Origin of the sequence: Salipaludibacillus sp. CF4.18, from assembly GCF_051262595.1 — a bacterium.
Taxonomy (GTDB): Bacteria; Bacillota; Bacilli; order Bacillales; family Salisediminibacteriaceae; genus Salipaludibacillus; species Salipaludibacillus neizhouensis.
Window position 1 is genome coordinate 20,432 of the sequence record NZ_JBIMEV010000042.1, and the last position, 19,449, is coordinate 39,880.

At 37.0% G+C, this 19,449-nt stretch carries 17 protein-coding genes; 2 read left to right on the forward strand and 15 right to left on the reverse strand.

The window, feature by feature from the left end:
- Positions 1–20 precede the first annotated feature (20 nt).
- From ACHABW_RS19390 to ACHABW_RS19415, 6 genes are all read right to left on the reverse strand, one after another.
- Positions 21–545, reverse strand: a complete 525-nt coding sequence (locus ACHABW_RS19390) for a 3-phenylpropionate/cinnamic acid dioxygenase subunit beta (RefSeq protein ID WP_435757729.1) — start codon at positions 543–545, stop codon at positions 21–23.
- Complete coding sequence (locus ACHABW_RS19395; RefSeq protein ID WP_435757731.1) at positions 542–1,891, reverse strand: aromatic ring-hydroxylating oxygenase subunit alpha; 1,350 nt, start codon at positions 1,889–1,891, stop codon at positions 542–544. The genes ACHABW_RS19390 and ACHABW_RS19395 overlap by 4 nt, the downstream gene beginning before the upstream one ends.
- Before the next feature lie 68 nt (positions 1,892–1,959).
- Entirely contained in the window at positions 1,960–3,264 is a 1,305-nt protein-coding gene (locus ACHABW_RS19400; protein WP_435757733.1) for a TRAP transporter large permease, read from the reverse strand.
- Positions 3,254–3,832 carry a TRAP transporter small permease gene (locus ACHABW_RS19405; protein WP_435757735.1) on the reverse strand — a complete coding sequence of 193 codons (579 nt, stop codon included), beginning with the start codon at positions 3,830–3,832 and terminating at the stop codon, positions 3,254–3,256. Before ACHABW_RS19405 ends, ACHABW_RS19400 begins: the two co-directional genes overlap by 11 nt.
- 27 nt (positions 3,833–3,859) lie before the next feature.
- On the reverse strand, positions 3,860–4,978 hold the full coding sequence (locus ACHABW_RS19410) for a TRAP transporter substrate-binding protein (RefSeq protein WP_435757737.1): 1,119 nt from the start codon (positions 4,976–4,978) through the stop codon (positions 3,860–3,862).
- 379 nt (positions 4,979–5,357) lie between these two features.
- Positions 5,358–7,040: a methyl-accepting chemotaxis protein gene (locus tag ACHABW_RS19415; protein ID WP_435757739.1), complete on the reverse strand. Its 1,683-nt coding sequence runs from the start codon at positions 7,038–7,040 to the stop codon at positions 5,358–5,360.
- A 510-nt stretch (positions 7,041–7,550) separates the two neighbouring features.
- On the opposite strand from ACHABW_RS19415, the gene ACHABW_RS19420 reads away from it, so the two are divergent.
- Entirely contained in the window at positions 7,551–8,729 is a 1,179-nt protein-coding gene (locus ACHABW_RS19420; protein WP_435757741.1) for an AbrB/MazE/SpoVT family DNA-binding domain-containing protein, read from the forward strand.
- A 312-nt stretch (positions 8,730–9,041) separates the two neighbouring features.
- Here ACHABW_RS19420 and ACHABW_RS19425 read toward each other — a convergent pair whose 3' ends face one another.
- Positions 9,042–9,803 carry an alpha/beta hydrolase gene (locus ACHABW_RS19425; RefSeq protein WP_435757743.1) on the reverse strand — a complete coding sequence of 254 codons (762 nt, stop codon included), beginning with the start codon at positions 9,801–9,803 and terminating at the stop codon, positions 9,042–9,044.
- A 563-nt stretch (positions 9,804–10,366) separates the two neighbouring features.
- Here ACHABW_RS19425 and ACHABW_RS19430 point away from each other — a divergent pair.
- Entirely contained in the window at positions 10,367–11,269 is a 903-nt protein-coding gene (locus ACHABW_RS19430; RefSeq protein ID WP_435757745.1) for an AraC family transcriptional regulator, read from the forward strand.
- A gap of 35 nt (positions 11,270–11,304) precedes the next feature.
- Here ACHABW_RS19430 and ACHABW_RS19435 read toward each other — a convergent pair whose 3' ends face one another.
- From ACHABW_RS19435 to ACHABW_RS19470, 8 genes are all read right to left on the reverse strand, one after another.
- A complete protein-coding gene (locus tag ACHABW_RS19435) occupies positions 11,305–11,805 on the reverse strand; it encodes a 3-phenylpropionate/cinnamic acid dioxygenase subunit beta (protein ID WP_435757747.1) in 501 nt (166 codons plus the stop codon).
- Between the two features lies 1 nt (position 11,806).
- Complete coding sequence (locus ACHABW_RS19440) at positions 11,807–13,138, reverse strand: aromatic ring-hydroxylating oxygenase subunit alpha (protein ID WP_435757749.1); 1,332 nt, start codon at positions 13,136–13,138, stop codon at positions 11,807–11,809.
- Between the two features lie 329 nt (positions 13,139–13,467).
- Positions 13,468–14,772, reverse strand: a complete 1,305-nt coding sequence (locus ACHABW_RS19445) for a TRAP transporter large permease (protein ID WP_435757751.1) — start codon at positions 14,770–14,772, stop codon at positions 13,468–13,470.
- A complete protein-coding gene (locus ACHABW_RS19450; protein WP_435757753.1) occupies positions 14,769–15,272 on the reverse strand; it encodes a TRAP transporter small permease in 504 nt (167 codons plus the stop codon). Before ACHABW_RS19450 ends, ACHABW_RS19445 begins: the two co-directional genes overlap by 4 nt.
- A gap of 244 nt (positions 15,273–15,516) precedes the next feature.
- Positions 15,517–16,440, reverse strand: coding sequence for a 2,4-dihydroxyhept-2-ene-1,7-dioic acid aldolase (gene hpaI / locus ACHABW_RS19455; RefSeq protein WP_435757755.1), 924 nt, complete (start codon positions 16,438–16,440; stop codon positions 15,517–15,519).
- 240 nt (positions 16,441–16,680) lie between these two features.
- Positions 16,681–17,769, reverse strand: coding sequence for a TRAP transporter substrate-binding protein (locus tag ACHABW_RS19460; RefSeq protein WP_435757757.1), 1,089 nt, complete (start codon positions 17,767–17,769; stop codon positions 16,681–16,683).
- Positions 17,770–18,110: 341 nt separating this feature from the next.
- Positions 18,111–18,986, reverse strand: coding sequence for an adenylyltransferase/cytidyltransferase family protein (locus ACHABW_RS19465; protein ID WP_435757759.1), 876 nt, complete (start codon positions 18,984–18,986; stop codon positions 18,111–18,113).
- 30 nt (positions 18,987–19,016) lie between these two features.
- Positions 19,017–19,448, reverse strand: coding sequence for a flavin reductase family protein (locus ACHABW_RS19470; protein ID WP_435757761.1), 432 nt, complete (start codon positions 19,446–19,448; stop codon positions 19,017–19,019).
- Position 19,449 lies beyond the last annotated feature (1 nt).

Sequence of the window (19,449 nt, forward strand, 5' to 3'; positions counted from 1 at the left end):
ATGAACTCTTTTCTCTTAAATTATAAAAGCATACTCATGTTCATCGTACTCATCACCGTTTGATCAGGCAGAATCCGACGAGAAACCAACTTCCATTCTCCCTCTATTAATCTAACAACATCATCACGTTGACCAAACATTTCTTCTGTCTCTACCATTGAACCTCGACTTCTTTTGTACAAGAAATAGCTCCGAACCTTATATTCATCCGTTTTGTCTCCTAATTCAATGAAGACATTTGAAACAAAATGACGTTGTCTAGTTGAGGGGTTTTCCACCCAAGCAGATTTCGTGTACAGACGGTTTACTCTGGTTCTAAGAGAGGCTTTCGTTTCGTCAAAAAATGCGGAGTCCTCTGAAATATTATCAACATTTACTCCTTCTTTCGTTTCTCGCATAGGCATCACATAATTTAAATCATCAGATAATAATTCTAGCCATTCTTTATATTTTCGGTTATCTAGGAAAAAAGATTCTTGGTAAAGGAAGTTTTTAATCTGATCCTTTATTTCAAGGGAAACTTGAGAACTTACGCTGAAACTCATTTATTTACCTCCTTTACAGTATCTTTCGTAATCAAGTCTAGCCAGTGTTCGTGCATTCTTCTCGATAAAGCATCCACATATGTTGTTGGGTATGCTGTCCCTGGGCCCGGAAAATCTTTATCTGGTTTCACGTTACTAAATCCCATCAAATAGTTACTAACATTATTATAATTAAGCTCTTTATTCTTCATCATGGAAGCTTTACTAACTTCCACAATTCGTGCCCACGTTTCTGTGTCATCCTGTTCTAGCGTCCCTGTTGGTCCAAAAGATCCCAAATAACCTCGATATGCATCTTTCTTATAGCTCTCCGGGGCATCTTTATCAATCATAAACCAACACCAAACCTCTACTTTATCAGGCCCCAGTGGTCGCCAAACTCTAAAATTAAGGTAGTTATGCATTTCCCCCTCTGTACCATGAATTGGACTCACAAATGACAGATTAGGATATACCCCGCCAACAAAAACTGTGACTCTTTCCATAATATCCGCCTGTTTCTCTGATAGGTTTCGTTGGAACATTGGCCACATCGACTGAGGCATACTTTGAAATGCAGACTTAGAACGACCTGTCTTAGAAGTAATGACATTTAATCCGTGCCCATCATTCATTACTATTTGATGCCCATAACTAGCGTAAAGCGGATCCTCGGGACTTATTCCCATTTCCACCGTTGACCGATGAGTTGTCTGGACGTGATACGGATCTGCTGAAAAATTCTCTTGTGTCGACTTCCAATTTGCTTTAGCTACCCATCTCTGAGGCAGCCCAATAACTTCCATGCCGTTATCACTTCTTCCGAGCATCATGTCAAAATACCATTTCATGTCACCTAAATAATCTTCTAACGTCTCTGCTTCTGAATCCAAACACCCAAAAATCATTCCTCGGTAACTTTCAACTCTAGGTATTGGACGAAGGCCCCAATCATCTTTAACCATTTCTTCTCCATAAATTTTATTTCCTGCTACAATGCCGACTAAATCCCCGTCAAGATTATATGACCAACCATGGTAGGGGCATGTAAACGTTTTCTTTTTTCCTCGATCAGAGGTGCATAATTGCGTACCACGATGAGAACAAGAATTTAGATAAGCTTTTATCTCGCCTTTTTTATTTTTCACCATCAAGACAGGATCGTTCACCATCCATCTAGTGACAAAATCTCCATTTTCTTTTAATTCAGTTTCATGACCAAGAAATTGCCACTTTTTGCTAAATATTTTTTCCAGTTCCAACTCATAAATGTCTGGGTCGGTTATGACCCATTGAGGTAAAAGCCCTTCTGCCATTTTTTCCTTCAATTCCTCAACAAGTTTTTCGTCAATTGTTCTATTAATCATGAATTATTTATTCCTCCTTGTGTTCAAATGAAAGTATTTCTATGCACATTCATAAATCAGTAAATCTATTACTCTGTTAAACTTGGTAAATAGAGAACGATCTCAGGGAAAACAACCAAAAGTATTGTAAAAAACACCATCACTATTACCATTGGTGTTACCCCTCTAAAAATCTTGTCTATCGGGACATCTTTCACTACCCCACTAATAATATAGATACTCAAGCCTAATGGAGGTGTTAAAACACCTATATTTAAAACCATTACCATGATTATTCCGAACCATATGCCATCAAATCCGAGTTGCGTAACAATTGGATAAACGATCGGAAGTGTCAATACCATGATGGCGATTCCTTCCATGAACATTCCCAAGACAAGATAAACGAGTAATATCATTGCTAAAATAATAAATGGTGATACATCCAGAGATCCTACGTATGCAGTTAATTCCATTGGAATTTGACTTAAAGCTAAAAACCTTCCAAAAATTGTTGCTCCAATTAGTATTAAGAAAAGCATAACCGATAGCCGTATAGTATCATCTAATGATAAAAGGAATTTAGACCACGTTAATCGTCTCGTGATAATGGTAACTATGAAAGCCCCCATTGCACCAATTCCACCTGCCTCAGTAGGCGTGAACACTCCAAAATATATCCCTCCAATACTGACCATAAAAATCAATATAAAAGGCCAAATGGTTCCAAGAGAAAGCATCTTTTCTTTATAAGACGATGTCTCCTGTGACCGCGGTGCAATTTCCGGTTTTAATCTGACTTGTATATTTATCGTTACCATAAACACTAGCGCTAATAAAAGCCCGGGCACAATTCCTGCAATGAGAAGTGGACCGATTGGTTCTGAAGTTAATGCACCATATAAAATTAATATTACACTTGGCGGAATTAATATTCCTAGCGTACCACCCGCAGCTACAGAGGCCGTTGATAAAGACGACTGATATTTATATTTGTCCATTTCAGGAATTGCTATTCGTGCCATTGTTGCCGTTGTTGCATTGGTTGAACCCGAAATTGCCGCAAAAATTGAACTGGCACCAATAGTGGCGATTGCTAATCCTCCTCGTAAATGTCCAATCCATTTATCTACTGCCTTAAACATATCTTGACCTAAACCAGTATTTGACATAAACATGCCCATTAGTATAAACAATGGAATGACACTTAAACTATAACTATTTGCCATACCAAAAGAAGCTGTTGCTAACTGTGCTAGACCAACATTCCAATCAGTTAAGAGTGACACGCCTATGAAACCGACTAAGAAAAGGGAGAGACCTACAGATACATTTAACATAATTAAGAGGAGCAATAAAATAATTCCTAGTATTCCAATTAGTTCAGGATTCATTCTTTTGCACCACCTTAGTGAATGAATTAATCATATTTAATAAAATCGTCAAAGTATAAAAAAACATACCAATTGCAGCTAAAATAGCAAAATAATTCATTGGGATTCCTAAATCTCCACTTGTCTGGTTACCAAATCTTTGAGCATAAACAATTAACTGCCATGAAGTTAATGACAATAAAATTATAATAACAAACGAGGTCACCACATTCAGTGATTCTTCAACTTTCATTGGAAGTTTAACGGTTAAAAAATTAATCGAGATGTGGTCCTCTTTTATCTGAGTCATCCCTAAGCTAAAGAAAATGATGATCGCCATCGAGAGACTTGTTAACTCTACAGCACCGGTTATTGGGTTATTAAAGAAGTATCTTCCAGTAACGTCAACTACAGTTAATGTCATCATAAAAAACAAGATGACCATGGAAACTCTATGTGTAATTTTATTCAATATATGAATAGCCTTTTCTAATCTGCTCTGTCTCTTATCTGGAAAAGAGGACTTGTCGGGCTCCTCCGAACCCAACAAATCTTTTTTTTCATTAATATCCTTATCTTTGGACTTCATTCTACTTCACCTCTATGGGGTTATTTCTTATTCCTCCATTAATTTAAGTGCTTCATCAATAATAGCTTGACCATCAACACCTTTATCTTCCATGTCTCCAAGCCATCTCTCTGTCACTACTTCTGAAGCCTCTTTGAATCTAGCTAACTCAGCTTCCTCTAATTCATAAAATTCAATACCTTCTTCGATTGATTTATTGTAGGCATCTTCTCTTTGAGTATCAAATGCTTCCCCGGATTGTAGAGCCATTTGTTCGCCACTCAGCTCCTCAATAATTTTCTGATCTTCGGCAGAGATACTATCCCAACTACTTTGATTCATGAATACATAAAATAATGATGTGTTAAAATTACCGATGGTAACATAGTCAACTACGTCATAAATATTAAAGTCAGCAATTGCTGCTACAGGAAGTACACCTCCATCAATTACCCCTCGTTGCATCGCATCATAGATTTCCGGTGCAGGCATCGAAACCGGTGTTCCACCCCATGACTCTATCATTTCGCCGCCCTCCACGTGAGGAGTTCTTAAACGTAATCCTTCTAAGTCTTCCAGTGTTTCCACTTTAGTGCCAGCAGTAATAATGGCATACGGATCGGCAGCGTGTGTCCACAGTACTTTTACATCACCATACTCTTCCTGAATTTCAGGAAATGTATCATAAAGCTTTTGCGTAACTACACTTAAATCGGCTGCTGTACCTTCGGCCAAAAACGGTAAATGCATTGCTGAGTGAATTTCCCAAACACCAGCATTATAACCTTGAAGTCCCCAGCCTGCATCCATAATTCCAGTAACAATATTATCGTACGTTTCAGGAGGACTACCTAAAGCACCTCCTGGATAAATTTGAAACTGAACTCGACCATCTGTCGCTTCAGCTACTTGTTCAGTCCAAGGTCTCATGGCCAGCGAATCCTGTACATGGTCAGTTGAATTCATATGCCCCAAGCTGAATTCTAACCCCTCGACTGATGCCTCAACCGCAGTGTTGTTTTCTTCATTTGATTCAGCAGAATCGTTTATTTCATTTATTTCGGTATTATTTGAGGTTTCCGCTCCACTCGAATCATTTGTATCCCCACAAGCACCCAGAAAAAGTAACGTTACCATCAACATTGAATTTAAAGTAAGCTTTTTCATTTCTTTTTAACCCCCTAATTAATTTGGTATTAAGAATAAAAACGGACCGATCATCGCCTTTAATTAAAACGCTTACATTTATAATATTTGCCCTTTTCTTAATATTCTTTATACTATAATCTAAATAGCACCTAAACAATAGTGTCGTTCTGTTATAAACAACAACTGTAAATAAATTTTAAATAAAGGAACTTTTTATTTCCTCCGCCGTAAATCTAATGTTCGACTTAGTAAGGTTTTCTCCCTGCAATATAATATTTCCTTTGTTCGTTTTAAGAAGATTATAAAGAAAAAAAGATTTCGAAAAACTTTAGTAGCTTTAATAGTAATAAAAGAGCCTTCCACAATAAATTCGTGGAAGGCCTCTCTAATTTTACACTTATAACTTAAAACTTCTGACAGACTTCTGTAAATCTTCTGCCATTTGACTTAGTGTTTCGGCTGATGAAGATATTTCCTCCATGGATGCATTTTGTTCTTCTGCTGATGCTGCAACAGTTTGCGTACTCGTTGCTGAGGTTTTCGCTATATTACCAGACTCTTCAACAGAATGTAACATCGATTCCGTGCTTGATGTAATTTGTTGCACAGCTGCTGATACTTCTTGTACTTGTGTAGTAACGCCGTTTACTGCTATGGAAATTTCCTTGAATGTTACTCCGGCATTATCTCCGAATACAAGACCTTCTTCTACAGACTTTCGTCCTTCATCCATGGATATTACAGACTGACGAACGCCATTTTGAATATCTTCAACAAGTGTACCTATTTTCCCAGCTGATTGGCTCGATTGTTCCGCTAGTTTGCGTACTTCATCAGCAACGACGGCAAAACCTTTCCCGTGTTCACCAGCTCTGGCAGCTTCAATCGCTGCGTTTAATGCTAGAAGATTTGTTTGGTCAGCAACATCTGTAATTAGAGAAATAATATTGCCAATCTCGTTCGACTTCAGCCCTAATTGCTCCATACTTTTAGATGTCGAACTTGTCTTCTCATTAATCTGGTTCATTTGCGCGACAAGTTGATTGATAACATTCGAACCTTCGTCCGATTTATTGCTAGTTGTAATCGCCGATTCATTTACTTGTTCCATGCTTCTAGCAATTTGATTCATTCCTGAAGAAATTTCATTTACCGTGTTTGTAGCAAAGTTAGCACTGCCAACTTGTTTTTCCGATCCCTCTGCAACATCTTGAATGGAGGATGCTATGCTTTCTGTTGCTTTACTCGTTTCCTCTGCGCTAGCAGTCAACTCTTCCGCAGATGCCGCAACTTGTTCTGAGGTGTCTGATATTTTATGCAACAACTCTCGTAAACTATCAAGCATCTGATTCATATAATCGCTTAGCTTTCCAACTTCATCACCGGAATTCACTTTAATTTTCTCTACTTGCAAATCGCCTTTGCTAATACTCGAAGCCATATTCATCACTTTCTTTAATGTACGAGTGATGCTATTACTAAAGAAAACAAATAAAACAGTACCAATCACTAACACTACGGCTAATGATATCGCGAAAATAGTTTTGGTGATACTAACAGCTCCCTCGGCTATTTTACCCGCTGACATCATTTGCTCAAATACTATAGCTGCCAACTCAAGAGAGGCCTTCGCAGAAACATCTCTGATCTCGTTCAATTCGATCAAGAGTGTATCAATTTCAGCATCACTGCTAAGTAATACGTCATCTTTAATTTGATCTACTCTAGTATTATTTTCAACGATAAGATTATACAAACGTAACTCTTCTTCAGTGTCTATAGTTACTTCTATTTCATCTAACGTTTTCACCATTTTTCCATCTTGATCCGCGTATAGTTGTGCGTTGAAATCACCTGTTCTTGCATATTCACTTATTGGAATGAATTTCCCACGAAATAATGCCGCAACATTCGTAACAGCAACCGACCTTTCTGCATGCTCTTCTAAAACAATAATTTCATCTTCTACGGTATTTAATTCTAGAAAACTGATGGCAAAACCTACTGTAAAAAGAAATAAAACAATTCCAAACGTTAACAATAACTTAAATCGAATACTTAATTTTTTCCAAATTTTCATAAGTCATATTCTCCTTTTTCTATTATGTACATTCTTACAATATCTTTTACTTCAAAACCACAGTTCATCAAACATAGTTACTTTTAAAGTATGTTTGTAGTACTTTAATAATAGTTCTATTAGTATATTATAACTAACTTAGGCAAAAATCAACTTTTCTCCTAATTATATTTACTCTCTTTTTAACACATAATGAGGAAAATAGGATTTAATTTCGTTTTTTATTGTCATTAAATACCTATCTATAAAACATTAAACTGGTTTAATCAACTAACTAAGGGACTAAAGAACCTATTGAAACTTAGGTATTTATTTCAATTTTTCCACATATGTGCATAAATAGACTTCTTTCGACAGATGTAAAATTATTAACTCATTTCAAATAACTTTATACGTTTAGAAAAATAGAGTGAGAGATGAAAGAATTTATTATTTAAAAAGAAGGTTCCAATCTTGCAATATTAGGGAAGAGTATAAAAATACTAATTTTTCCAAAGGTGGTTGGTAAATATGATTAAAACGTTTAAAAGGCAAGTTGACACCGTTGGCCGTATCGTTATTCCTAAAGAAATTCGAGAAGCACTGGATTTTTCGCAGGGCGAACTTGAAATGAAAGTTTTGACGGATAAGAAAGGAATTAAATTGTCCAAGGCAAAAAACACAACGAAGGACTCTAAAACATTAGACCGATATGGACGTCTGATCATTCCTTCTGACATAAGAGAGAATTTAGCTTGGAATAAAAATATGGAGATTGAATTTAAACTTGCGGAGAGTTTTGTCGTGTTAAATGACCGTGTACAGGTCTGTGAGTTTTGCGGAAATGGCGATTCTCTTGTAGATATTAAATCTAATTTTCTGTGTGAAAACTGCTTGGACATAGGTAATAAACAAAGGAATATTAAATGGCTAACACCGATAAATTCCCTTGTTTCAGATTACATTTCAGCCTGTGAAAGAACTATTCATAATAAAGATACAATTGATATCCAACAAGCTAAAGAAACAGGAGAAAAGATTGAAGCGCTATTTGCTTTATTGAAAATTCCACCTGAACACACTCTCCTTGTTAAAATGAAAGAAGCTGATAAACTTCTCGAGAAAATTAGTGAGACAGACGCATTATCTAAAGATTTCGAGTCACGTAATGAAGTTGCCGAAGATGTAAAACATGCCGAGGTGTACGCACAGATGAAGAAATTTGCTGAAAAAAAACGTAAGAAACAAGACAACAAGCTTGAAAATAAGCTTCCACAGATCATCGATAATGGTTTTGTCGATAGCTGGGAAGAGTTTAAAAATAGTGAATTCCCTAGTTATGTCGCATCGTTTAACTTCTCCAATAATCTTGATGAACAGGAACGCTCTATTAAAGAAGCAAAAGAAGCTCAGAAAACAGCTGTGGAGGATCAAGGCGAGGAATCCCTGGCAGTAGTTGAAGTCAACAAACAACTTATGTTTGCTGAAAGACGAATCGCAGTTATGTATGATTATCTTGATGATATCCAAAGCAATACTAGCTTTAAAAATAAAGCAGCGAAATATGAAAAAGAGGCACACCAACTTCAGAAACAAACTAGTGTGAACAACCGTCTAACCGAATTCGAAAAGACCCGCAAAAATTTAGATGGCAAGAAAAAACATATCAAAGCTGTAAAACAAGAGTTGATGGAGGAACTTCATAACTAATTGAACAGCATAGTGTTGATCTAGGAAATAAATTCAGTTACTATTATTAAACGTCATAAATCAGAAAAAAGTGTGCTCCCCTGGTTTAAGAGAGCACACTTACCTTAATCAGATCGTAAAACTCTATTCAAACTTCACAGCACTAAATTAACCTCAGGCAGTTCTGACTGCTTCATCTATCCTTTTCATTTCATCCCATCAAGTCCCATATTTATTATGTTCATGATAATCAATAAAATAGAATCCTCCAGAACCATACCAATTTATAGATTCTTTATCCAAACACCAGCTAAATCAATCCAGTTTGCAACCTCAGGCTGTAAGGGTTGATTCATTGTCTTTCCCCTTTGTTTCTTCCGTGCCAAGGGATAGACCGTGTACCCCCTTCGGATAAATGTGCATTTCCAAAGATATTTTATTTTTCACCAGTGCCTCCGCAAACATAAGGCTATTTTGAACCGGAACACTAACATCTGTCGTTGTGTGCCATAAAAAAGTGGACGGAGTATCTTCGGAAACTTGCTTCTCTAGTGAGACCTCTTCAAAAAGTGCTTCCTCTTTTCCATCCAGTAACGCCTCAAAAGATCCTTTATGCGCATGCGTTCCCGAGGTAATTACCGGGTAACTCAAAAGAAGCCCATTAGGTTTTATATCTTCGCTAGCAATCCCTAGTCGCTCTGCTAAAAATGATTTATTCCAGTGAACACCTAAGCTTGCCGCTAAATGACCACCTGCTGAGAAGCCAGCAACGATTATCTTGTTTCTATCGACATGCCATTGGTCTGCATTTTTTCTAATTAAAGATACTGCCTTTGATAGCTCTAGCAATGCTGTCGGATAATGAGCCGGGCGAACACTATATCTTAAAACACATGCGTTAAATCCCATCGCATTCAACCTTATCGCAACAGGCTCCGCTTCTCTATCCGACGTGAATTCATAGCCTCCTCCAGGACAAATAACGATCGTCGGACGTTTTCGTTCACTGTCTATATCAGGAGAATTATTCAAAATATACGTATACAATTTTGCTTCGGAATTCTCTGTTCGAATCGTGATTATTTCATGTATCAAAACTAGTTCCTCCTCTTTTGCAATACAATCTAATAAAACTTGCTAGCTTTTTTTCTAAAAACTCTAATAAACACTACTTAATGGAATAATCCTCTTTCATAGTTTAAATGAAACCGTTAACAATATCTATAGATCTTAAAAAAATTCCCTTAACACGTCACAAAAGGCGTTGAATAGTAATAATCTACCATTCACCGCCTTTTATATTACTTACTTTTCAATATTATACTAGCCCCTTTCGTTTCTATGAGCTAAAATAACTCCGTTTCCTTCATAAGAGAATAAGCTATATTTCTTATAGAACTCTTTACCTTATTGGAAGATATAATACTCAAAATGGATGTTAATATTTTCAATCTTTCCCCAGAATATTTTTCATATCGGACCTGGATCTAAAGAAACCCACTTCTCTACTTCTGAAAGCCAAACTGCAGTCTTTCTTTGTTTAATTCCTCTTTTTTAATTCCCGCTAACAGCAAAATGACTATACGACGTATTTCAAATTCACCTTGCTTGTTTCTGTGATAATTTATATCATGAAATTATACAAGGAGTGACTTGACATGCGTAGACAACCATTTAAAAGTGCAGTGACAACATTTTCGGAACTGAATCAAACCTACTTTCGAGTTCACCGCATTGAAAAAAATATAAGGCACCCAGAATGGAAGATTGACAGAGTCGACAGACCATATACTGTCTTTTGGTATGTTGTATCTGGAGAAAAAACAATTAAAGTGGATGATAAAACTTATAACGTACACCAGAGAGACCTCGTCATTTTCCCGTCACAAGTGCCTTTTGAAATCATGAATTCATCCAATGATAATGCTATGGAACACTTCGAAGTTGCTCTTGAAGTAAGATTTGGTCCATTTGATTTAATGTCCCTTTACAAGTTTCCAATTGTCATGAAATTAGTTGACAGCGAAAAAGTAGAAAAGCTAATTACTTTATGGGAACACCTCTATAACAATTGGTCACCAAGCAAAAGAAATCCCTTTTCTCCTGCGAATGGTGAGTTTAATTTTGGTTTAAATCAAACGATTGACTTACTTGGTTATAATGCTTTAACACTTCAGTGGTTTGCAGAAATACTAACGATCATAAGGCCTTACACAAAAGAAATTTCGCCAACGTTAGACTCTCGCTTCCAACATTTATTTTATTTCATCGACAAAAATCTATCTAAAAAACTTACGTTGAAAACTTTAGCTAATGAGGTCTATATAAGCGAGAGTCATTTAAGTCTTCTGTTTAGGGAAAGTTTAAAGATGTCCCCTATGGAATATGTGAGGAAAGTTCGAATACAAAAAGCTAGAGAACTGCTTTTATCTTCCTCTCTTCCTCTAATAGACGTCGCAGAGCAGATTGGCTATAATGATCAAAGTCAATTAAGTAGAGCTTTTCGGCAAGCTGTGGGTGTTAATCCGTTAGAATACCGCAGGAAGGGAGACTTCATTTAATTTTATAAATCTATACTTCTTGTTTATCAAATGTTCTATAAAAACATCGCTAAGTTCTTCACAGTAAGTACCGATTGATCGGCATAAATCCTACGTGATGCAATTTTCCATCCCCCGTCTTTTCGGCGGAGGATATCTTCTCGCTCTCCAAATATCTCCTCAGTCTCCAAATCGGAACTTCTGCTTCTTTTGTATAAAAAGTAACTCCTTACGTGGTACTCATTCTCCCTAGAACCTTCTGTCACCATCACATTGCTGACGTAATGCCGCTGCCTAGTCGCCGGATTGTCTACCCATGCTGATTTAGTAAAAAGCCGCTCCACTCTCATCGTAATGTCAGCTTTTTTCTCGTCGAAATATGTCATTTCATCGTTTATATTGGATCCTCCTTTCCTATCCACCGTTACACGCATTGGCATGACATACCGGATATCATCTGCCAGGAGATTAAGCCACTTATCATAGTCTCGATGATCTAAGAGATAAGCTTCAAGATTCAAAAACTGAGTGATTTCAAATTGCAATTCGGCATTCATTCTATGTCTCCTCCCCCTCTTCTTTTGTCATAAGCTCCAGCCAGTATTCGTGCATGCTTCTAGCGATATGGTCCGTATAACAAGTCGGATAAGCAATTCCCGGTCCTGGAAATTCCTTGTCCTGCTGTAAATTATCAAGCCCCATGAGATAATTGATAACATTGTTATAACTTAACTTTCGGTCTCTTGCCATTCTTGCCTGACTAGCCTCAACAATCCTTGCCCAAATTTCTGTATCGTCTTGTTCAAGAGTACCTGCCGCACCAAATGTATTGAGGAAGCCTTTATACGACTTTTCCTTGTAATCTTCCGATAAATCTTTATCGATCATATACCATACCGAGATTTCAATTTTATCGGGGCCAATTGGACGCCATACCCTAAAATTAATGTGGTTATGCTTCGTCTCTTCCGAGCCACTCCCTGTACTTATAAAAGACAAATTCGGGAATACTCCTCCTACAAAGTTAGTGACCTTAGAAAAAACATCTAACTGGTCTTTTGTTAGATTTCCCTCGAATTCCGACCATAAATATTCCGGCAGACCTTGATATTTGTTAGCTGATTCTCCTGTAGATGAAGTAATAACATTAATTCCATGTCCATTATCAAGTACAACCTGGTGGCCATAAGAAGCGTACATTGGATCCGATGTTGGCGTCAGGTCCATTTCTACAGCAGATCGATGGGTTGACTGAACATGGTAAGGATCAGCAGCAAAGTTTTCGGCCGTCATTTTCCAATTTGCTTTCGCTATCCAGCGATGTGGAACTCCCCTTACTTCCATACCACCATTACTTCGGCCAAGCATAATGTCAAAATACCATTTCATATCGCCCAAATATTCTTCAAGTGATATAGCCCCCTTATCAAAGTTCCCAAAAATCATCCCTTGATAGCTTTCTACGCGTGGGACCTGACGAAGCCCCCATTCGCTTTTATCCATTTTTTCTCCGAATAATTTATTGCCGGCTACAACACCGATTAAGTCTCCATCCATACTATAGGTCCATCCATGATACGGGCATGTATGCGCTTTCTTATTCCCGTAATCTTCGGTACATAGGCGAGTGCCCCGATGAGAACAGGAATTTAAAAACGCTTTAATCTCTTCTTTTTTATTTTTCGTTAAAATGATCGGGTCATCTGCCATCATTCTTGTGATATAATCACCAGGTTTTTTCAACTCAGACTCGTGACCTAAAAACAACCATGTCTTTCCAAATATTTTTTCTTGCTCTAGTTCGTAAACCTCTGGATCCAAGACTAGCCATTGTGGAAAATATCCTTCTTCCCAATTTCTTTTCAACGCTTGCAATTCATCTTTGATCATAATAGAGCTCCTCTGTTTTAAAAATATCGTTCTATTTACTCTGAATACTTACAACTTTATCATATCCAGATAAATCGATACATTGCTAGAATCACTAGGTTTTTGACTTTACTTATTATCCTGTAGATTTAAGTAATCAAACATATTTTAGCCTCTATAGGTAGTGATATTTAATTTCAAAGTTTCAAAAAAGGCATAAAAAAGCAAAACTCTACTTTTTCATGCCTTTTGGAATGTAACTTTATTATTATGTCTCTTAAACTAGAATACACTAATCAAACCTTTTGATAAGGAAAAACGAGTAGCTCTAATAACAAGTTTATCTCATTTTAACCTCTCATTAACTGCGGCAAAAATGTGATTAGCTCAGGAAATGCTATGAACAAGATTACAGCGACAATCATAGCAATAACCATAGGAATGACCCCTTTAAATATTCGCTCAATAGAGATATCCTTCATAACACCACTAATGATATATACACTAATACCAAGTGGTGGAGTAATTAGACCAATGTTCATAACCATAACCATAATTACACCGAACCAGACACCATCAAACCCTAGCTGTACAACTAACGGATATATAACAGGTAGAGTGAGGACTAATATAGCAATACCTTCTAAAAATAGCCCTAGTACAAAATACACGAGAAGAATCATAACCATTATCATTAAAGGTGACCAATCAAGTCCATTAACAAATGCTGTTATTTGAGCAGGGATGCGGCTAATAGATAAGAATTGGCTAAAAATATCAGCCCCAATTAAAATCAAAAAGATCATCGCTGATAAGCGTGTTGATTCTCCCAAGGATTCCATTAATTTCTTAATATTTAATCTTCGTGTAACTAAAGATAAAATTAATGCACCGAAAGATCCAACTGCTCCTGCCTCTGTCGGAGTAAATACACCCAAATAAATTCCACCGATTGTCATTAAGAACAAAACCATAAAAGGCCATACTTTGGAAAGTGATCTGAATTTCGTACTCCAAGTTGATTTTTCCGAAGGAGGACCTGCCGAGGGATCTTTCTTCACCCATAGGTATACAACTACCATAAAGAGAAGCATATTTACAATCCCAGGTATAATACCGGCGACGAGCAATTCACCGATAGGTTCCATCGTTAGAATCCCGTAAAGTATTAAAATGACACTTGGAGGAATCAAGATCCCTAACGTCCCTCCGGCTGCAACACAAGCAGCAGATAACGTTGGACTATAGTTATATTTTTTCATTTCTGGCAGCGTGATACGAGCCATTGTTGCAGTCGTCGCATTAACCGAGCCAGAAATAGAAGAAAATATGGCACTCGTTCCAATAGTCGTTAAAGCCATTCCCCCTTTTATATGACCTAGCCACGAGTCCACTGCCCGGAATAAATCTTGTCCGAGTCCACTGAAAGAAAGGATCATACCCATTAATATAAACAAAGGAATAACACTAAGAGAATAAGAGCTAGCTGTACCGAATGGCGTATTTCCTAATTGAATAAGTCCTGTATCGAAACCTCTAATGAAACCAAATCCCACGGTTCCAACAAAAATTAATGCAATACTTACAGGAACTTTTATTACGAACAGAATCAATAATACTATTATTCCTAAAATTCCTATAGTTTCTGGACTCATGTCTTATCCACCGCCTTCACAAAATGTTTGAGTCCGTTCGTTAAAGCCACTAATGCAAAGGCGAACGTTCCAACAGAAGCGATTATGATAAATGGATATACAGGCAAATTTAAATCACTAGTTGTTAAATTTCGCCCCATAAGGCGCAAAGCTTCAATAAAAATGGTACAACTCATGAAGAAAATAACTACAAAAACAAATAACTCAATGAAACCTTCCATGATATTTTTTGCTTTTTTAGTTAATTTATCGACAATAAAGCCAATTGCAATATGCTCTTTGTGCTTGTGTGTAATAGCAAGTGCAAAAAACACTAATATAGCTGATCCAAATTCTGTTAGTTCAAAGCTTCCAGAAATGGGCTTATTGAAAAAATACCTTCCAATCACATCAAAAGTAATCATCAGCGTAACGACTAATAATATAACGTTTGATATACGGTGCAAAACATAATTAACTGGATTAAGTATTTTCTCTAAGGCATTTGTAAATTTAATCATAGTAAAACACCCCTGTTATAGAGAGCCTAATTCAACAGCTCTATTTTATACCTCCTAGCTAGGAGAAACATCACTTTCTTGAAAGTTTTTTAGAAGGAAGTACATATGAGTAAGTTTTCTTCTAATTACCTTCGATTTAGTGGAATTCTTGGAATTAGCCAAAGGATCCCTACCAACACTTTTAAACGCTTTCATAATTAATGTAAAGAAGAAGGAAAGACTATTAAATCTTTCCTTTCTTTTTTTATATAGTATTTGGGGTTTCGATGTTATACTGCTTCAAAGTTTCACGGATTTCATCTTGAAGTTCTTTAGAAGGAAGATCCATTGGCAAACGTAAAGTAGGGTTGATTTTCCCCATCATACCTAATGCGGCTTTAGATGGAGCTGGGTTAGTGTCCTTAAAGAGAACATCATTTAAATTCATTAGTTCATAATGAAGGTCTTGTGCTTTCTTGATGTCTCCTTGTTCCCAAGCATTGTGCATGTCAGCTACTTTCCTAGGCTCAACGTTTGCTGTAGCACTGATTGATCCTGCCCCACCGATTGCAAGCATCGGATAGCAAAGCAGTTCTATTCCCGAGTACAAGAGAAAATCTCTTCCACAGTTGAGCATTACTCTGTTTACATGTTCAAAATCTTTATTGGCCTCTTTCACACCTACAATGTTGGGGCAGTCCTTCACCAAACGTGCCATAGTCGAAACTTCCATGTTTTGTGCAGTACGACCGGGAATATTGTATATAATAATAGGAATCTCAACAGAATCTGCAACAGTTTTAAAATGCTTATATAAAGCAAGCTGATTTGGTTTGTTGTAGTAAGGAACAATAACCATCGCTGCATCTGCACCCATCTCTTCAGCTTTTTTTGTTAAATACATTGTTTCATCATGGTTTACAGACCCAGTTCCTGGAGCAAATGGTACTCTACCATTTACCGTTTTCATTGCATTTTCCATAACTTGAACGCGTTCTTCCGTTGTAAGCGAACTAGGTTCACCGGATGTACCCGTTACAGAGATTCCGTGAGTACCGTTCGCTAATTGAAACTCAATTAGTTCCGATTGTTTTTCGAAGTCTATCTCATGATTTGCTTTAAATGGGGTAATAACAGGACAAATGGAACCTCTTAATTTCTGTCTAATTTCTTGATAACTTTTAGTCATATATACTTCCTCCTCAGTTTTAGTTGAAAACACTTACACAATTAAACCTATCTTAATATTATTATATATCAAATCATATATGATTTCAATTATTTTATGTAAGTTGGAAATGAAAGAATGATTATCTTAATTACTACACCATTCTCTTTAAATCTAATTTTAGAGACCACTTTGTAAAACGCCAAATTTCTTAAGAGAGTTCCCTTAGGAAATTTGGCTTAAAATTTAACTTGTAGAGTTTTATTCAGCGCTTAGTTCTAACGCTCTATCATAAATCTCTTGTCCTGGAAGTCCTTTGCTATTTTTATCAGCGATCCAATCTTCGATAACGGGGTTCATTTTCTCCTTCCACTCTTCTAACTCTTCATCACTCAATTCATAAAACTCGGCTCCTGCTTCTTCTGCTGCTTCTATAGCTTCTATAGATCTTTCGTCAATCACATTACCTGCAACCTCAACCATGTGTCTACCTTTTACTTCATCCATAGAACTTTTAATGTCATCGCTAAGTGATTCCCATTTATCTTGATTCATAACAGAATAAAACGTGGTCATGTAAAAGTCCCCAACTGTTACATAATCAACTACTTCTTGTAGACTGAAGTCTAGTAGTGTATGGATAGGACCAACAGTCCCGTCCACAACACCCCTTTCTAATGCTTCATAAACATCGTTCATTGGCATGGAGATAGGTGTGGCTCCTAACTCTTCAAGCCAAGCGTTTACTTCAGCGGATGGAGAGCGGATTCTCATTCCTTCTAAATCTTCAACACTCTTTACCTGTTTGCCTACTGTAAATATCTGTCCAGGTTCAGAAGTAGAAAACCATAATGGTTCCACATCTGAGTATTCATCTTGTAGTTCAGGAAACTCTTCGTATAAATCCCATAAGATGTTCGATCCTTCTATCCCAGTTTCACTTATGAAAGGAAGTTCCATAACAGAAGTAAGAGGAAATTGACTAGGCGTATAACTATGCACACCCATTCCAATGTCCGCAACTCCCGTAGCTGCTGCATCGAAATGTCCCTCTGGATCTGCTAGTTGATTACCTGGATAAGTTGTAATTTCAACTACACTATTTGTCGCTTCCTTCACCCCATTCACAAAGGTATTAGCAATTTCGGTTTCCATAATATGATTAGATGGAAAGACATGAGAATAAGCAAATTCTATTGTTTCACCTGATGCCTCAGACGTTTCGTTTGTTTCAGACCCTGTATTTTCTCCTGATGCTTCTGATGAGCCGTTCTCTGATTCTCCACAAGCCCCCAACATAAGTAGACTTCCAATTGTTAATGCAATACCCCACGATTTTTGATTTTTCATATTCTCCCCCTATAAATTTTATTATTTTTCCTAATAGTAATATTAATATTGCCTATTGTTATACGTAGCTTTAGGATGCTCCCCCTAAATTAAGAGCGCTTACAAAATTATTTATTATGTTACATGCCTCATCTTATTTATCATAACAACTTTATCATAATGAGATAAATCGTTACATTGCTAGAATCACTATGTTTTTGACATTAGTTATTATTTAGAAAGATATACAAATGTTTGTTTTAGAGAGTTAATAAAGCATTTCCATTTATAAAATATAGTCTTTGCTTCGTTTATAAAAACATTGAAAAGATATTTACCATTAGACTTTTGTTTTGGAGGGGCTACAAGCTCAATTCCATTTCATCGAATCGAGCTTGTGCATGAAAAGCATCCATGTGGTAATCCGCAATAAAGTTTTCCCATTGTAAGTGAACTTGTTTATCATCTTCAAAAAGATCTCCATAGAACGCAGTAATGTGAAGTTGTCCGGGACGGTCACTAGAAGTCACTTCACATATCCCCTTTGCCACTGCTATCCCTTTTATTAATGTCACTTCATAACTCCCAGAACACGGCAGAAAATAATCAGAATCAATATTAAGGGTGTATCCGCAACTATTTTTCTTCAATACACCTTCTACTTCATACCTGCTTCCAAGATATGTCGGGACTTCATCGACTCTTCCTGAAGAGATGAGTTCACGAAGCAATGTGGAACTTACTTTATGATGACATTTCTCTTGTTTTTCCACGGTGGTTACGCCAAATCGCCCTGCTGCATCGACGTTAAGCTGTGCCATGTCGCCTTTACCCTTAAAGCCATAATTATAGTCAAAACCTGCTACCGCATGTTTACATTTTAATCCGCATAGGTATTCTTCCACAAAAGTATCGTGAGGAATTTTCGCCACTTGGCTGGTAAATTCCACGACATATAATATGTCTACCCCTAACTTTTTAAAGGTTTTTTCTTTTATGGCAATCGGGGTAATGTATTTCGTGACTTGCTTTCCCTTTTTTATCACAGAACTTGGGTGAGGGGAAAACGTCATCACAGCGAGCTTAAGATCCCTTTGATCGGCAATCGTTTTTGCTGTCTTAACAATTTGTTGGTGACCTAAATGGACGCCATCAAAAAAGCCTAAAGCCATCACACACGGTTCACTAATCATTTGCAGGTAATTGGAAATCGGGTAACCAACTCGGATTGTTTTCATCGTTGCCCCTCCTTGAACAAAACTCTCTATCTATTTAAATTCTTTGTATTTCCCTTCAAAATAAACGAGTGGATCCCCGTCTTGGATTTTCAGGTTTAGCACTTCACCAATAAACAAAGTGTGATCCCCAGCTTCATGCGTATCATATATTTTGCATGCCAAACTCACGATAGAGTTTTTAATGATTGGTAATCCTTCAAATGTTTCAAATTCTACTTCTTTATCTTCTTTATTTTGCCCAGCGAACTGCATGGAAATATCTTGTTGGTCTCCAGATAAAATATTTACTGTGTATGTGCCTGATTCACTAATTAAGTTCAGCATTTTCGCTTTATTTGCCACTGAAATTTGTACCAGTTTCGGTTCGAGAGATACAGACATAAAAGCATTAGCAGTCATTCCGTGCACTTCACCATCTACTTCTGTCGTAATGACGGTGACTCCGGTCGTAAATCTTCCCATT

Coding starts and splice junctions, on each gene's coding strand:
- ACHABW_RS19390 (WP_435757729.1), bottom strand. CDS start 545: ATGAGTTTCAGCGTAAGTTCTCAAGTTTCCCTTGAAATAAAGGATCAG.
- ACHABW_RS19395 (WP_435757731.1), bottom strand. CDS start 1,891: ATGATTAATAGAACAATTGACGAAAAACTTGTTGAGGAATTGAAGGAA.
- ACHABW_RS19400 (WP_435757733.1), bottom strand. CDS start 3,264: ATGAATCCTGAACTAATTGGAATACTAGGAATTATTTTATTGCTCCTC.
- ACHABW_RS19405 (WP_435757735.1), bottom strand. CDS start 3,832: ATGAAGTCCAAAGATAAGGATATTAATGAAAAAAAAGATTTGTTGGGT.
- ACHABW_RS19410 (WP_435757737.1), bottom strand. CDS start 4,978: ATGAAAAAGCTTACTTTAAATTCAATGTTGATGGTAACGTTACTTTTT.
- ACHABW_RS19415 (WP_435757739.1), bottom strand. CDS start 7,040: ATGAAAATTTGGAAAAAATTAAGTATTCGATTTAAGTTATTGTTAACG.
- ACHABW_RS19420 (WP_435757741.1), top strand. CDS start 7,551: ATGATTAAAACGTTTAAAAGGCAAGTTGACACCGTTGGCCGTATCGTT.
- ACHABW_RS19430 (WP_435757745.1), top strand. CDS start 10,367: ATGCGTAGACAACCATTTAAAAGTGCAGTGACAACATTTTCGGAACTG.
- ACHABW_RS19435 (WP_435757747.1), bottom strand. CDS start 11,805: ATGAATGCCGAATTGCAATTTGAAATCACTCAGTTTTTGAATCTTGAA.
- ACHABW_RS19440 (WP_435757749.1), bottom strand. CDS start 13,138: ATGATCAAAGATGAATTGCAAGCGTTGAAAAGAAATTGGGAAGAAGGA.
- ACHABW_RS19445 (WP_435757751.1), bottom strand. CDS start 14,772: ATGAGTCCAGAAACTATAGGAATTTTAGGAATAATAGTATTATTGATT.
- ACHABW_RS19450 (WP_435757753.1), bottom strand. CDS start 15,272: ATGATTAAATTTACAAATGCCTTAGAGAAAATACTTAATCCAGTTAAT.
- hpaI (WP_435757755.1), bottom strand. CDS start 16,440: ATGACTAAAAGTTATCAAGAAATTAGACAGAAATTAAGAGGTTCCATT.
- ACHABW_RS19460 (WP_435757757.1), bottom strand. CDS start 17,769: ATGAAAAATCAAAAATCGTGGGGTATTGCATTAACAATTGGAAGTCTA.
- ACHABW_RS19465 (WP_435757759.1), bottom strand. CDS start 18,986: ATGAAAACAATCCGAGTTGGTTACCCGATTTCCAATTACCTGCAAATG.
- ACHABW_RS19470 (WP_435757761.1), bottom strand. CDS start 19,448: ATGGGAAGATTTACGACCGGAGTCACCGTCATTACGACAGAAGTAGAT.